Consider the following 14,832-nt stretch of genomic DNA (forward strand, 5'->3'; position numbering starts at 1 on the left):
ACCACATACGCCGTGTATTTATCCCCGATCATATCGACTTCAAACTCACGTCGATTCGTCAGAAAGCAACACATAAGCTATAATTATTGTTTTATGCCGTAGTATGAAGTACGGTCTACCATCCTAGCCGGACTCAAGGAAGGGAGGACGGATATGACTACAAATGAACACGCCCCCCTCTTTTCGGTTTGCTCGGGCGAACGTCACTTACCCGCGCATACGATAGCTAACCTTGAGGAACGAAGTTATGCGCATCACCTTGATGGGCTCGATGTGACGGAACGTCAGAAGTCCGATTTGATGCTCGTTGTTTGGGCCCTCATGCGTACTTGGGTCGAAATGGACCTGCCGATCGGCACATGTGGACCGATTTTTGAAGCACTACTCAGCCCATCTGCGAATGAGACAGAGCCCGCGAAAGAAACGGAGAATTTTCCCACGCAAGGAGAGCCCACATGAAACCAACCAGAACCAACGGGGCAGTGGTCCAGGAGGATACGAAATTCGCGCTAATCTACGCGCGGGTATCAAGCAAAAAGCAGGTCGTAGCGGGCGATGGGCTCAACTCACAACTCACCGCGTGTATTGCGTATGCGCAGGCTAAGGGATATGAAGTCGAAGGCATACATACCGATGACTTAAGCGGCAGCGCGCGAAACCGTGCTGGCTTGGACGCTGTGTTCACCCACATGCAGTCCAATCCGGACAAGCGGTATCKGATCATCTTTGACCATATCAACCGGTTTAGCCGCGACCTTTATCTTCACGGCGATMTCCGCCGGATTGTGAACGATCTGGGCGGCATCCTTGAGTCGCCGCACATGATCTACGGTAACGACTCGACTTCGCGCCTTGTCGAAAACATGAGCGTTGTCGTGTCGGACTATCAGCGGGTTCACAACACGGAACAGACAAACTCGCGGATGCGGTCACGCCTTACAAACGGCTATGCCGTATTCGCTGCGCCTGTCGGATATGTTTACGGCAAGGTGCAGGGCCACAGTGGCCGTGTGCTTGTCCGTAATGAGCCCTCTGCCTCGGTCGTAGTCGAATCCCTCGAAGGCTATGCCTCTGGTCGCTTCGAAACGGTGGCCGATGTGCTTCGGTTCTGTCAGGAGCAGCCGCTTTTTCCGAAAAGTCGTGCGGGTAAAATTACACACCAGCGCATTGGGCAATTTCTGAGGAATCCGTCCTACGCAGGGCTCGTTGGATCAGGCGCTTGGGGAATCCCGTTTCGCATGGGTCATCATGAGGCCCTCGTATCGATAGAAACGTATCAACACGTTCAAGACAGGCTAAACGGCATCAACCGCGCGCCCAAGCGCCGAAACCTCAATGAGGATTTTCCCTTGCGAGGTTTTGTCATGTGCGATGATTGCGGGAACCCCTTAACCGCTTGCTGGTCCAGAGGTAATTCCGGCCGTCATCCCTACTATCTCTGCCACACGCGAAGCTGCGCAAGCTACGGCAAGTCAATCCGTCGCAATGTGATCGAGGGTGAGTTCGCAGCACTGCTGACGCGCATCGCCCCCGAACAAAAGATCTTCGACATGGCCGTGGACATGTTCAAGGAGCTATGGCGTCACCGCCAAGGCAACGCCGAGTCGCGCGCAACAGCGCTCACGGAGGAACTGTCGCGTATCGAGCGCCAGATCGAGATTCACGTCGAGCGCCTTGTGTTGACCAGCCTTCCGGTTATTTCGAGGGCTCTGGAAGACAAGATCGGAAAACTGGAAGCTGAACGGCTGCTCGTCGAGGAGCGGATCGCTCTTGTGGACCGCACAGAAGGAAGCTTCGATGCCCGACTTAGAACCGCACTGTCGTTCCTCGGAAACCCTAGTAAATTCTGGGATTCTGGTTGCTTGAACGACCGTAGGGCGGTCCTAAAACTAACCTTTGCCACCTTCCTCCGCTACAGGCGCGGGGAAGGCTTTAGAACCGCAAAAATAGCTTTACCGTTCAGGGTGTTAGGCGACTTTATGTCGCCTAAGTTGGAAATGGCGCGCCCGAAAGGATTCGAACCTCTGACCCTCAGATTCGTAGTCTGATGCTCTATCCAGCTGAGCTACGGGCGCGTATCAGGTGGCTCGGCCGTGGCCGCGTCGATCTGATGTGGCGGGAATAACCGCAACGCTTCGGCTTGGCAACCCCCGTCTTCCCGGAAATCTGACATTCCCGGGGATGAGGGGGCAAGCGCGCCAAAAACGCGCGGGATGCTCAGTCTTCGCGCAAGCCACCCCCGCCAATTGCGGCAACCTCGGCGCTTTCCTGTCGCGCTTGCTTCGCGGCGCGATTCTTCGGCAATTTCTCGGCAATGCCATAGAGCTGTTCGCGCCGGTCCATCTCGCGCCAGACATCCGCGGGCGCGATACCGATCTCGCTCCAGAGCACGACGAGATTGTAGATCAGGTCGGCGCTCTCGAGGATCACCCGCTCGCGGTCGGCCTGGACCGCTTCCAGCCCGACCTCCACCGCCTCCTCGGCCAGCTTCTTGGCCATCTTCGGCAGCCCCTCGCCGATGAGCTTGGCGGTGCGCGAAAAGGCCGGGTCGCGCGTGCGCGCGGCAAGGACCGCAGTGTGAAGCTTGAAAACCGAATCAACCATATCGCGAGCCTCACCCCCTCATGTGAGCATTTCGTGACAGGGAGCATCAGGCAGCACGCAGCGCGAATCACTCCCCAGGAAATGGTAGAGCAAATCGCAGGGCGCGAAATGTTTGTTTCACGCCGAGACGAACTTGGAATGATCAGTCCGCAGCGAAGGGAGCGAAGGACCGGACCACGTCGCGATAGACGGCCTGCTTGAACGGAATGATCAGATCGGGCGTCTCTTCCAGCCGTGCCCAGCGCCAGGCCTCGAACTCTGCCTTGTGACCTCCTGCCGGGTGCAGGATATCGATCTCGCTGTCGGGACCGTCGAGGCGGAAGGCGAACCATTTCTGGGCCTGGCCGCGCCAGCGACCCTTCCAGGCCTGTTGGCCGATATCCACGGGAAGATCATAGCTCAGCCAGACGGGCACCTCCGCCAGCAGCGAGACGGAGGTGACATTGGTTTCCTCCTGCAGCTCACGCAGCGCCGCCTGATAGGGCGTCTCGCCGGGATCGATGCCACCTTGCGGCATCTGCCAGGCGAAGCCCGGCGCAACATGCTCGCGCTTGGTCTTGTCCGCCCGGCGCCCGACGAAGACGAGCCCGTCGCGGTTGAACAAGGCCAGCCCGACGCAGGGGCGATAGCCGGGAGGCGGCTCGGTCATTTCAGGGACCCTGTTGTGGAGGGATTGCGCAGTCCGCGGGCTGCGCTGACCGGCACGATGACGAGGCCCTTGGCCTCCAGAGATTTGGCCCAGCGGGCAATGCGCTCGATCGAGACCGGCAGCGCGCTCGCCGCGCCGATCGCCACACCCTGTTCGCGCGCCTGAGTCTCAAGCCGCTGCAGCTGCTGGTCGATCGCATCGGCGCGGGTGACCGTATCGATCACCCTGTCGACCTTGAGTGCCGGAATCTGCGCCCGCGCTGCCGCGCTCGCGAGCTGGCTGCGCGAGGACGAGCCGTCGTCGACGACCATCAGCCCGCGACCGGCGATCTCGCGCAGGACCGGCGACAGGGCGTTCTCATCCGCCGTCAGCCGGCCACCGAGGAAATTGACGATGCCGACATAGCCGGTGAAGCGACCCAGCACCCAATGCAGCCGATCGAGATTCTCCGCGGCCTTGGGGCCCGAGAGCAGGGTATGCGGCCCGGGATCGTTGTCGGGATAGTCGAACGGTTCCATCGGCACCTGCAGGAAGACCTCATGGCCGTCGCCACGAGCCCGCTGCACGACGCGCTCCAGCTCGACTCCATAAGGCGCGAAGGCCAGCGAAACCGCGCCAGGCAGCTGCGTGATCGCATCTGCCGTACCATTCTGGCTGATGCCCAGCCCGCCGACGAGAAGCGCAATGCGGCCCGCCGGCTTGGTCTCAGGCGCCGGACCTAACGGGCGGGCATAGACCTGCATCGGTGTCGCGCCGTCCGGCGCCACCTTCGGCAGAAGGCCGAACCGGCTGCGTTCGACCAGCCGGCTGTCGGGAGCCGGCGCGAGCTTGACCTCGCCGCTATCGGGAATCGTGATGACGATCGCACCGGGGGCCTCTGCCCCGGGGCGCACGACGGTCACCCCTGATTCGATTTCAAGCTGGCGCGCTGTGGATTGGGAGCGCGGATCTGTGACATTCGGTTCGGCGGCAGGTGCGGCCGCGATTTCCCTTGAAGGCTGCCTGATCTCGATCGCGGCAGTCGCCATCGGCTCGCCACCGTCGGGATCGCGCCGGAACAGCAGGATGGCAATCACCGCAAGTGCCGCGCAGCCCATCGCCCCGCTCAGGGCAAGCGACAGCCAGCGCGCCCACGGTTTGCCGTGGCGCACCGGGCGACMCTGCCCCAAGGGCCGATCGAGCTCGGTAAGCGGCGTTCCGGCCAAGGGCAGCCGTCCTCAGCTGTTCGAATCGGACCCGAATCAGCGGCCCGCACGCCTAGTCTTGGCGCGTGCGGGGCCAGCAGTCGAGAGCGCCGGAGAACGGCGCTCTCCTCCCAGTCGGATGGAGATCAGTTCGGCTTGGCGGGCTCTGGGGTCGGAACCGGGCCGGCGACGTCCTTCTTGACACCCCGCAACAGATTCAGCGCGGCAAGAAGCTGCGTATCCTTGGCCGGGTCATTCGGCACATAGGAAGCCGAACCCGACTGCTCATCCTTGCCGTCGCCCGACTTGAGATGGCCCTTCAGGGATGCCTCGCCCTTGTTGTCCGTCAGCTTGTCCTTGAGCTCTGGCGGAATTTCCTGGACGACCTCGATATCCGGCGTGATGCCCTTGGCCTGGATCGAATTGCCCGATGGCGTGTAGTAGCGCGCCGTGGTCAGGCGCAGGCCGCCATTCGAGCCGAGCGGGATCACGGTCTGCACCGAGCCCTTGCCGAACGAGCGCGTGCCCATCACGGTTGCGCGCTTGTGATCCTGCAGGGCGCCGGCAACGATCTCGGCCGCCGAGGCCGAAGAGCCGTTGATCAGAACCACGACCGGCTTGCCCTTGGTCAGGTCGCCCGACTTGGCGTTGAAGACCTGGGTCTCCTCGGCATTGCGACCGCGCGTCGAGACGATCTTGCCGCGCTCCAGGAACGCGTCCGACACCAGCACCGACTGGTCGAGCCTGCCACCGCGATTATTGCGCAGATCGATCACATAGCCCTTGATCTTGTCGACACCGATCTCGGCATTGACCTTGTCGAGCGCCTTGCGCAGGCCCTCATAGGTCTGCTCGCTGAAAGTGCCGATGCGGATATAGCCGACATCGCCCTCAACCCGCTCCTCGACCGCCGGGACGACGATGGTGGAACGCGTCAGGGTGAACTCCAGCGGATCCGGCTTGCCCGGGCGCTCGATCTTGAGCTTGACCTGCGTGTTGATGATGCCGCGCATCTTCTCCACGGCCTGGGTCAGGCTCAGGCCTTTCACCTGGTCACCATCGATCTCCCTGATGATGTCGTTGGCGAGGATGCCGGCCTTGGAGGCGGGCGTGTCGCGAATCGGCTTGGCGACCTTGAGGACGCCGTCCTCCATCGTGACCTCTATGCCGAGGCCGCCGAACTGGCCGCGCATGTCCGTGTCCATGTCACGGAAGCTCTTGGCGTCGAGATAGGCCGAATGCGGATCGAGCGAGGAGACCATGCCGTTGATCGCGGCCTCGATCAGCTTCTGCTCGTCGGGCTTCTCGACATAGTCGGTGCGAATCTTCTCGAAGATGTCACCGAACAGGTTGAGGCTACGATAGACCTCGGCCGAGGCCGCGACCGCGCTGGTCGAGGACAGCAGGTGGGTCTGCGTCGCCAGACTGGTAAGGCCCGCGCCAACGATTGCGCCGGCGAGAACGAGGGAGACCTTGCGCATCATCCGCGAACCTTTTCGCTTTGCGATTTCGTCCACCACGGTGCCGGGTCGATCGAAACGCCGTCTTTTCTGAACTCAATATAGAGAACCGGTTCCCCAGTCCCCGAACCTACGATCGTCGCGGCAGCTTCCGACGTTTGACCCATCATCGCAACCGGTTCCCCGGCAAGGACGAATTGGTTCAGCGACACGTCGATCCGCTGCATGCCGGCCAAGAGCAAATAGTACCCCMCACCCGCGTTCAGGATCAAGAGTTGCCCGAAGGAGCGGAACGGCCCAGCGTAAACAACCCAAGCGTCGGAAGGCGCCGAAACTAGGGCATTAGGGCGGGTTGTCAGTGAAATTCCGCGCGTCGTGCCGCCAACGCCGTCATTGTCACCAAAACCACGCAATTGTGATCCGGCAGCGGGCAGCGGCAGCATGCCGCGAGCTTCCGCGAAAGCGATCTTCGGCGCAAGCCGGGCGGGGTCCTTGAAAGCGAGCGCCGCCATGCGTTGCYGCTGCTCGCGGGTCTCGGCCTCCAGAGCCTGGCGCGCCGCTTCCGCGGCGCGATTCGCGACGGAGATTTCCTTCTCGATGCGCTCGACGAAATCGCGCAGACCCTTCGCCTGCGCCGCAAGCTCTCCGCTCATCCCGCGCTGCGCCTCGATATCCTTGGCGGCGCTGGCCTCGCGCTCGCGCCTGGCGTCGATCAGCGAAGCAAGGCGCTGGCGCTCGCCCGCGAGCGTTTCCAGCTCACCGGTCATCGCCTTGCGCTCTTCCGCGATCCCGCCGCGCAACCGCACCAACTCGCCGAGATCTGTGCTGAGGATCTCGATCTCCTGGCGCAGATCGGGCACCACAGCGCCGAGCAGCATCGAGGCGCGCACCGCCTCCAGGATATCCTCCGGCCGCACCAGAACGGCCGGCGGCGGCCGGCGGCCGATCCGCTGGAGCGCGGCCAGGACTTCGCCGATCAAGCCGCGGCGGCCCTCGAGGGAACGCCGGATCGCGGTTTCGCTGGTCTGCAGAAGCGCCAGCCGCTCCTCGATCGCGCCAATACGACGTTCGACCCCCTGGGTACGGGTCGTCGTCTCGAGCAGCGCCTTGTTGAGACCGGCCCGATCGGCCCGGATCGTGGCGATCTCAGCCTCCAGCTTGGCTCGCGCCTCGGCATTGCCGGCCAGCCGTTCCTCGATCGCCTTCAACTCGGCTTCGCGGGCCTGTTTCTCCACCTGTTTCTGCGCGATTTCGGGCGCCACGCGATCCGGATCGGGCCCCGGCTCCTGAGCGTTGACCGCCAGATGACCGAGACCGAGCGCGAGCCATAGCAAAGCGGCGCTGCCGAGGCGGCGCGAACTGGCTCGAATCACTGATGCGGCGGACGTCATGCGCGATGATAGGGATGTCCGGCGATAATCGTCATGGCCCTGTAGAGCTGCTCCAACGCAAGCACGCGCACGAGCTGATGCGGCAATGTCAGGGCCCCGAAGGCCAGCGTCAGATCAGCACGATCCCGAATGGTCTCATCCAGCCCGTCCGCACCGCCGATCACGAGGCTCGCGGTGCCCGTACCGGCGTCTCGCGAGGCCGCGATCCTGCCGGCGAAGGCATCGCTCGTCAGGCTCCTGCCACGCTCGTCAAGTGCAATCAGCAGCCCCGGCGAGAGCTTTGAAAGGATCGCGGCAGCCTCATCGCGCTTGCGCTCTTCAGGCCGCCGCGCCCGGCTTTCAGGCAGCTCCGTGACATCGGGCCCAGTCAGACCAAGGCTGCGCCCGAGACCATGGCTACGTTCGCGGTAGCGCTCGCAGAGGTCCCGTTCCGGCCCGTCCTTGAGCCGGCCGACGGTGATGATGGCGAGCCGCACCGGAAATCAGGATCAGCCGACGAGCCGCTCATTCGGGCGGTCGGCGCCCCACATCTTTTCCAGATTGTAGAACTGGCGCACTTCCGGCCGGAAGACATGGACGATGAGATCGCCCGTATCGATCAGCACCCAGTCGCAGGCAGGCATGCCCTCGACCTTCGGCGTCGGCAGTCCCGTCTTCTTGAAGGCCTCGACGAGGCTGTCGGCAATCGAGGCGACATGGCGGTTCACGCGCCCTGACGCGATGATCATCGCGTCAGCCAGCGAAGTCTTGCCAACCAGATCGATAACGGTGATGTCCTCGGCCTTCATATCTTCGAGAACATGGATTGCGAGGGCCACGCTGTCGGCGGACGGGTTTCCGGGGACAGCAGCCTGGGGAAGCGGCTTCGGCTCGGCTTCACCAAGGGTTTGACGGTTCAGTTCCGTATCCTCACATGACGACGCGCTCTCAGCGCGACGATCCTAAATTAAGCGATATGAGGTCGAAATTCAATCGCGACCAGCCAACTGGCGCAAATAGGTCGAGGACAGCTCGGAGCGCCGGCCATGCAGGAACACCCAGGCGGGGGGCTCCAGCAGCGGCAGGGCGGCAGCGGCATTCTCGGAAACCCGCCAGCGCGACAGCCAGTTGGCGGCCGGCGAAGCCACCGCGCGATGCGTCGATCCCGGGCGGTCGATCACGGCGATGGGCATCATCCGGGCAATGGCTCGCCACTCGTTCCAGCGGTGGAAACCCGCAAGATTGTCGGACCCCATGATCCAGACGAAGCGGACGCCAGGGCAGCGCAATTTGAGGGCGCGCAGGGTATCGGCGGTATAGCGGGTGCGCAGGCTCGCCTCGACCCCGGTGACATGGATGCGGGCGTGATCGGCAAGCTCTTGCGCCGTCGCAATGCGTTCGCCGAGCGATGGCAGGGCCGCATTGTCCTTGAGCGGATTGCCCGGGGTGACCAGCCACCAGACGCGGTCGAGCTGCAGCCGACGCAGCGCCGTCAGGCTCGCCATGCGGTGACCGTCATGTGCCGGGTTGAAGCTCCCGCCGAACAAGCCGATCCGAAGGCCCGGTGCATGGGGCGGCAGGCGCAGATCCTCTGCCCTCACGGCCGGATCTGGCCGCTGCCATGAACCCGGTATTTGAAGGAGCAGAGCTGCTCGACACCGACCGGCCCGCGCGCATGCATACGCCCCGTCGCGATGCCGATCTCGGCGCCGAAGCCGAACTCGCCGCCATCGGCAAACTGGGTCGAGGCATTATGGACGACGATGGCTGAATCGACCTCGGCCAGGAAGCGCTGCGCCGCCGCCTCGTCGGCAGTCACGATTGCATCTGTATGGTGCGAACCGTAGCGCTCGATATGCGCGATCGCCGCATCAAGCCCGTCGACCACCTTCACCGCAATGATCCGGTCCAGATATTCGGTTGCCCAGTCCGCCTCGGTTGCAGGCGTCACCTGCGGATTGGCCGCCTGTGCGGCGACATCGCCACGAACCGCGCAACCGGCCTCGATCAGCATCCTGAGGAGCGGCTGCAAATGGGTTGCAGCACAGGCGGCATCGACCAGTAGGCTCTCGGCCGCGCCGCAGACGCCGGTACGGCGCAGCTTTGCGTTCAGCACGATCGCCTTGGCCATGTCGAGATCGGCGGCTCCATGGATATAGACATGACAGTTGCCGTCGAGATGCGCGAAGACCGGCACACGCGCATCGCTCTGGACACGGGCGACCAGGCTCTTGCCGCCGCGCGGCACGACGACATCGACGGCACCGCCGAGCCCCGCCAGAATCTCGCCAACCGCTGCGCGGTCACGTGTCGGCACCAGCTGGATCGCGTCGCCCGGCAACCCTGCAGTTTCCAGTCCCTGGCGGAGCGCTGCAGCAATCTCGGTCGAGGTGCGGAAACTATCCGAGCCGGCGCGCAGGATCGCGGCATTKCCGCTCTTCAGGCAAAGCGCGCCGGCATCGGCGGTGACATTCGGGCGGCTTTCGAAGATCACCGCGATCACGCCAAGCGGTGTCGCCACGCGCTCGAAGGCAAGGCCATTGGGCTGGGTCCATTTGGCGAGCACGCGACCGACGGGGTCGGGCAACAGGGCGATGCCCGCCACCGCTTCGGCAACCGCCGCCAACCGGGCCTCGTCCAGCATCAGACGGTCGATGAAGGCGGCGTTCTGGCCGGCGCCGCGCGCCTCATCGAGGTCTCGCGCATTGGCGGCGAGGATCGCCGGCGCACGCTCGCGCAGGGCCTCGGCCATCGCCATCAGCGCCGCGTTGCGCTGCTCAGCCGACGCAAGCGCGACCAGCCGCGCAGCAGCGCGGGCCTGCCGGCCTAGCCCATGCATGACCGTGCCGATTTCCTCTTGGCCATCGCTTGCAGAAACCACGCGCAGCGCGCCTTCGCCAGTCATCGTCAACTCACCCGTTTCCTTGAGCCCGGCGACCTTAGCCGACACCGAGCGCCATGTCGTCACGGTGGATCATCTCGGCGCGCCCGGGATAGCCGAGGATCGCCTCGATATCGCGCGAGGCCTTGCCGAGCACGAGCCCCGCCTCCCCCGCATCATAGGCCACCAGCCCCCGTCCGAGCACCCGCCCATCCGGATCACGGATGAGCACGGCATCGCCACGCGCGAATTCACCCTCGATCCGGCTGACGCCGACAGGCAGCAGGCTCGCTCCACCGCGCAAGGCACGAGCGGCCCCTGCATCGACATACAGGGTGCCGCGCGGCTCGAGCGAGCCAGCAATCCAGGTCTTGCGCGCCGTCGCAGGCGTCGAAGCCGAGAGAAACCAGGTGCAGCGCCCGCCAGCCACGATCGCACTGAGCGGGTTCTTCGTCCGCCCATCGGCGATCAGCATATGAGTGCCGCCCGCCGCCGCGATCTTGCCCGCCTCGATCTTGGTGCGCATCCCGCCGCGGGAGAGTTCGGACGCTGCTCCGCCCGCCATGGCCTCGATCTCCGGCGTGATCAGCTCGACCAGCGGGATATGGCGCGCAGCCGGGTCCCGCGCCGGCGGCGCCGTGTAGAGCCCATCGATATCGGAGAACAGCACCAGCAGGTCGGCGCCCGCCATGGTCGCGACACGCGCGGCGAGGCGGTCATTGTCGCCATAGCGGATTTCGGTCGTCGCGACCGTATCATTCTCGTTGATCACCGGAATCGCGCGCAGATCGAGCAGGCGGCCAAGCGTGGCGCGCGCATTGAGATAGCGGCGGCGCTCTTCGGTATCCGCCAGCGTCAGCAGGATMTGTCCGGCGGTCAGCCCGTGATGTCCCAGCGCCTCGGACCATGTCCGCGCCAGCGCGATCTGCCCGACGGCCGCAGCCGCCTGGCTTTCTTCCAGTCGCAGCGGACCGCTCGGAAGTCTGAGCACGGTCCGGCCGAGCGCAATTGCCCCCGACGAGACGACAAGCACATCGGCGCCGCGCAAGTGCAGTTCGGCGAGATCCTCAGCGAGCGCGGCGAGCCAGGCCTGGCGCAGCCGGCCGCGCTCGCGGTCGACCAGCAGGGCCGAACCGACCTTGACCACGATGCGGCGGAACTGACTCAGCGACGGCGTGTTCACGGAGAAGACCAGGATCGAGTAACGGAAGCGAGGATTGCCTGTTGGCGAAAACCCGACACTTGTAAAGCGCGCCGCCGCCCGTTCGGCTATGCATGCCCATGCAAAAGCATGCCTGAACCCMGGCAATTGCATTGACATTCACTGTTCGAGAGGCCATATGGCGGCCGTCGATATTCGGCCGAACGCCGCGGTCCTGCGCATGTCAATGTGCCCGCCGACGACCTTCCCCGCTCAGATCGAACAACCGGCGCGCGGCCTTCTGGTGCGCTTCAACATGACGCTGCGAAGATTTCGCTGGATCTCGGGCCCGGGTTCAGCGCGATGTTTTCGCATTTCGAATGAAGGAAACCAGGATGCAGGTTCTCGTCCGCGACAATAACGTCGACCAGGCGCTGCGAGTGCTTAAGAAGAAATTGCAGCGCGAAGGCGTTTTTCGTGAGATGAAGCGCCGCTCAGCTTATGAGAAGCCATCCGAGCAGCGCGCCCGCGAAAAGGCCGATGCCGTTCGCCGTGCCCGCAAGGCCGCTCGCAAGCAGGCTCAGCGCGAAGGTCTCATCGCCGCGCCGAAGCCCAAGGCGAAGCCGACCCGCGCCGCAGGCGCAGCGCCTGCGCGCTGATTACAATACACATCCGGCCAGTTCTGGATTATTGCCCCCGCGGGCTCGCGAGTTAGAGCCCGTTCAACCCAAGAAGGTAGACCTTGAAGAACCCGAACGACCGCAGCTTCACTGATCGTCAGTCCAACTCCGCCAATGCCAAGAAGGCGCTGCTAGAGCGTTTCCAGGCACGGCCGAAGGCCGATGACCCGATCATGCAGCAGCGCCGCGCGGAGCGCCAGGCCATTGCCGATGCACGCGCTGTCCGCGACGCCGAAAAGGCCGCTGCCCGCGTCGAGGCTGAGCGCCTCGCGGCGATCGAACGCGCCGCCCAGGAGGAAGCCGAGCGTCAGGCCGAACTGGTGCGTGAGGCCGCCCGCAAGGCCGAACAGGCCAAGCGCGATGCCGAGCGCCCCCGCAAGGTTCTGCTCGAGGCCGTCCAGTACATGCAGATGCGCGCTGCCGGCAAAGGCCGCCGCTRAGCGACGCTCCGCCTTCCGGGGTCGAAAGACCTCGATCCCAAGACGACGATACGGGAATGAGCCGCGTGTAACGCGCGCCTCATTCTTTCTGTTTTCGCAATGCTCCTCCTTCGCAGCGACGAGCAATTGCACTTTGCCTCAAGGGCGCAAGCGCCCTCTTCCCGTCGCGCCCAGGCTCTTTCCTGGCCCTGCGCCACGGAGGAAAACTCCGGAAATCCGGCGTTTATCGCCGATTTTCGGCCTTGCTCAGTCGACCTGACATCAGGCTCCGCTAACGCAACGGCACTCCCTTGCCTCTGAAGCGGCATAACCTCTCCCGTTCTTGTGCAGTCGCGAAGGCAATCACGATCGAACTTCTAAGACTTTAGTATTACGCCTATCGCTTGCCACGGCAACTGAATACAGCAACTCTGGGATATCGCGGCCAGCAGGCCGCAATAACGACACGCCAGATACATGGCGGCACACCCAGGGAGGGAATCCATGACTACGGAGACCGCTAAACCTCGTTCGAATCGTCGCAACTTCCTCAAGGTCGCAACACTTGCGGGCGCTGGCGCCATTGCCATGCCCCAGGTCAGCCGCGCCCAAACGGTGACGTGGAAGTTCCAGTCCACCTGGCCGACCAAGGACATCTTCCATGAATTCGCCGGCGACTTCGCCAAGCGGGTCAATGACATGTCCGGCGGCCGGCTGAAGCTGGACGTGCTCGCCGCGGGCGCAGTCGTCCCGGCCTTCCAGATGCAGGATGCGGTCGCGGCCGGCATTCTCGATGGCGGGCATGGCGTCTGCGCCTATTGGTACGGCAAGAACAAAGCCTTCTCGCTCTTTGGCACACCTCCGTCACTCGGCTGGGACGCAACCAGCTTCCTGGGATGGATGAATCATGGCGGCGGCTATGAGCTCTATAACGAGCTGGTCGGCCAGACCCTGAAGCTCAATCTCGTAGGCTTCCTCAGCGGGCCGATGCCCTGCCAGCCGCTTGGCTGGTTCAAGAAGGAGCTCAAGACCCCCGACGACTTCAAGGGCCTGAAATACCGCACAGTCGGCCTCGCGGCCGATTTGATGAAGGAGATGGGAGCCGCAGTCACGATTCTGGCCGGTGGCGAGATCGTGCCGGCGCTCGAACGCGGCGTCATCGACGGCGCCGAGTTCAACAATCCCTCCTCCGACTCGATCCTTGGTTTCCAGGACGTCGCCAAGGTCTACATGCTGCAAAGTTACCATCAGGCAGCCGAGAGCTTCGAGCTCATCTTCAACAAGACGAAATTCGATGCGCTCGCCCCCGAGCAGAAGGCGATCATCAAATATGCGGCGGAAGCAGCCTCCTCCGACATGATCTGGAAGGCGCTCGACCGCTATTCCAAGGATCTCGACATGTTGCGCTCCAAGGGCGTCAACGTCGTCCCGACCCCGGAGGTGATCCTCAAGGCCCAGCTCGTCGCCTGGGACAAGGTGCTCGACAAGCTTTCTGCCGAAAACGCCTTCTTCAAGAGGGTGGTCGAGTCGCAGAAGGCCTGGGTCAAGCGCACCGTCGCCTATGAACGCGTCAACACGCCTTCGCGCGAACTGGCCTTCACCCACTTCTTCAAGGCCTGAGCCTCTGCCCGCATCCGGACGCCCGCCACCCGCAACCGGCCTGGCGGGCGTTTGCGCCGACGAGCTCTGCAACGTGCCGTGGAGACCCTGATGGGCATCGTGCTCGCGATCGACAAGTTCAATACCGCCATCGGGAAACTCGCCGGCTGGACGATTCTGATCCTGACCCTGGCGATCAGCTACGAGGTCTTCTCGCGATACGTCCTGCGTGCACCCACCGAATGGGCTTTCGACGTCAGCTACATTCTCTATGGCACTCTGTTCATGCTGGCCGGCCCTTACGCGCTCGCACGCAATGCCCATGTGCGCGGCGATTTCCTCTATCGCCAATGGGCCCCGCGCACGCAGGCCGGGCTCGATCTGGCGCTGTATTTTCTGTTCTTCTTCCCCGGAGTCATCGCGCTGGCCTGGGCCGGATACAAGTTCGCCGCCTTCTCCTGGATGATCGGGGAGCATTCCTCGAACTCTCCCAACGGGCCGCCGCTCTATCACTTCAAGTCGCTGATCCCGATCGTCGGGGTCCTGATGTTCGTCCAGGGGCTCGCCGAGGTGGCGCGTTGCGTCATCTGCCTGCGCACGGGCGAATGGCCCCCTCGCCTGCATGATGTCGAGGAGACCGAGAAGCTCATCCTCGAGGAAGCCGCAACCCGCGAGGGATCGATTTGATGTTCGGACTGGGCAATCCCGAACTGGGCGTGGTCATGCTCGTCCTGTTCATCCTCTTCATCATGCTCGGCTTCCCCATCGCCTTCACGCTGATGGCACTCGGCGTCGGCTTCGGTTACTGGGCGATGGGCGACAATGTATTCGCGCTGGTCGTGCAG

Annotated in this window: 15 protein-coding genes, 1 tRNA gene and 1 pseudogene; 6 read left to right on the forward strand and 11 right to left on the reverse strand. The window is 63.6% G+C overall.

Going from position 1 to position 14,832, the window contains the following annotated elements; all coding sequences use genetic code 11:
* Window positions 1–455: 455 nt before the first annotated feature.
* On the forward strand, window positions 456–2,048 hold the full coding sequence (locus tag AC1DJT_RS23455; RefSeq protein ID WP_476834971.1) for a recombinase family protein: 1,593 nt from the start codon (window positions 456–458) through the stop codon (window positions 2,046–2,048).
* Here AC1DJT_RS23455 and AC1DJT_RS23460 read toward each other — a convergent pair.
* From AC1DJT_RS23460 to proB, 11 genes are all read right to left on the reverse strand, one after another.
* Window positions 1,999–2,075 (reverse strand) — tRNA-Arg (locus AC1DJT_RS23460). The two genes, AC1DJT_RS23455 and AC1DJT_RS23460, sit on opposite strands and share 50 nt — an antisense overlap.
* A gap of 142 nt (window positions 2,076–2,217) precedes the next feature.
* Entirely contained in the window at window positions 2,218–2,604 is a 387-nt protein-coding gene (gene hisE, locus AC1DJT_RS23465; RefSeq protein WP_476770380.1) for a phosphoribosyl-ATP diphosphatase, read from the reverse strand.
* A gap of 142 nt (window positions 2,605–2,746) precedes the next feature.
* Complete coding sequence (locus tag AC1DJT_RS23470) at window positions 2,747–3,253, reverse strand: RNA pyrophosphohydrolase (protein ID WP_441492174.1); 507 nt, start codon at window positions 3,251–3,253, stop codon at window positions 2,747–2,749.
* Entirely contained in the window at window positions 3,250–4,458 is a 1,209-nt protein-coding gene (locus tag AC1DJT_RS23475; RefSeq protein WP_476834968.1) for a divergent polysaccharide deacetylase family protein, read from the reverse strand. Before AC1DJT_RS23475 ends, AC1DJT_RS23470 begins: the two co-directional genes overlap by 4 nt.
* A gap of 125 nt (window positions 4,459–4,583) precedes the next feature.
* Complete coding sequence (locus AC1DJT_RS23480; RefSeq protein ID WP_441492176.1) at window positions 4,584–5,918, reverse strand: S41 family peptidase; 1,335 nt, start codon at window positions 5,916–5,918, stop codon at window positions 4,584–4,586.
* Window positions 5,918–7,288 carry a murein hydrolase activator EnvC family protein gene (locus AC1DJT_RS23485; RefSeq protein WP_476834969.1) on the reverse strand — a complete coding sequence of 457 codons (1,371 nt, stop codon included), beginning with the start codon at window positions 7,286–7,288 and terminating at the stop codon, window positions 5,918–5,920. Before AC1DJT_RS23485 ends, AC1DJT_RS23480 begins: the two co-directional genes overlap by 1 nt.
* Window positions 7,285–7,764 (reverse strand): 23S rRNA (pseudouridine(1915)-N(3))-methyltransferase RlmH, encoded by a 480-nt coding sequence (gene rlmH, locus AC1DJT_RS23490; protein ID WP_441505623.1) that lies wholly within the window; start codon window positions 7,762–7,764, stop codon window positions 7,285–7,287. Before rlmH ends, AC1DJT_RS23485 begins: the two co-directional genes overlap by 4 nt.
* Before the next feature lie 12 nt (window positions 7,765–7,776).
* On the reverse strand, window positions 7,777–8,106 hold the full coding sequence (gene rsfS / locus AC1DJT_RS23495; protein ID WP_441477524.1) for a ribosome silencing factor: 330 nt from the start codon (window positions 8,104–8,106) through the stop codon (window positions 7,777–7,779).
* A 150-nt stretch (window positions 8,107–8,256) separates the two neighbouring features.
* Window positions 8,257–8,868, reverse strand: a complete 612-nt coding sequence (locus AC1DJT_RS23500; RefSeq protein WP_441492179.1) for a nicotinate-nucleotide adenylyltransferase — start codon at window positions 8,866–8,868, stop codon at window positions 8,257–8,259.
* Window positions 8,865–10,106 (reverse strand): glutamate-5-semialdehyde dehydrogenase, encoded by a 1,242-nt coding sequence (locus tag AC1DJT_RS23505; RefSeq protein ID WP_476834972.1) that lies wholly within the window; start codon window positions 10,104–10,106, stop codon window positions 8,865–8,867. The genes AC1DJT_RS23500 and AC1DJT_RS23505 overlap by 4 nt, the downstream gene beginning before the upstream one ends.
* Window positions 10,107–10,206: 100 nt before the next feature.
* Window positions 10,207–11,331 carry a glutamate 5-kinase gene (proB, locus tag AC1DJT_RS23510; protein WP_476834970.1) on the reverse strand — a complete coding sequence of 375 codons (1,125 nt, stop codon included), beginning with the start codon at window positions 11,329–11,331 and terminating at the stop codon, window positions 10,207–10,209.
* A 353-nt stretch (window positions 11,332–11,684) separates the two neighbouring features.
* Here proB and rpsU point away from each other — a divergent pair, with 353 nt between their 5' ends.
* The 5 genes and pseudogenes from rpsU to AC1DJT_RS23535 form a co-directional block, all read left to right on the forward strand.
* A complete protein-coding gene (gene rpsU, locus AC1DJT_RS23515; RefSeq protein ID WP_069882405.1) occupies window positions 11,685–11,948 on the forward strand; it encodes a 30S ribosomal protein S21 in 264 nt (87 codons plus the stop codon).
* Between the two features lie 83 nt (window positions 11,949–12,031).
* Window positions 12,032–12,409 carry a DUF6481 family protein gene (locus tag AC1DJT_RS23520; RefSeq protein WP_441477526.1) on the forward strand — a complete coding sequence of 126 codons (378 nt, stop codon included), beginning with the start codon at window positions 12,032–12,034 and terminating at the stop codon, window positions 12,407–12,409.
* Between the two features lie 483 nt (window positions 12,410–12,892).
* Entirely contained in the window at window positions 12,893–14,008 is a 1,116-nt protein-coding gene (locus AC1DJT_RS23525; RefSeq protein ID WP_441492180.1) for a TRAP transporter substrate-binding protein, read from the forward strand.
* A gap of 90 nt (window positions 14,009–14,098) precedes the next feature.
* Window positions 14,099–14,674: a TRAP transporter small permease subunit gene (locus AC1DJT_RS23530; RefSeq protein ID WP_441492181.1), complete on the forward strand. Its 576-nt coding sequence runs from the start codon at window positions 14,099–14,101 to the stop codon at window positions 14,672–14,674.
* Window positions 14,674–14,832, forward strand: a pseudogene (locus AC1DJT_RS23535) (C4-dicarboxylate ABC transporter); the annotation flags it as partial. The gene AC1DJT_RS23530 and the pseudogene AC1DJT_RS23535, both read left to right, overlap by 1 nt.

The organism is Allobosea sp. 05T422_2 (genome assembly GCF_056396265.1).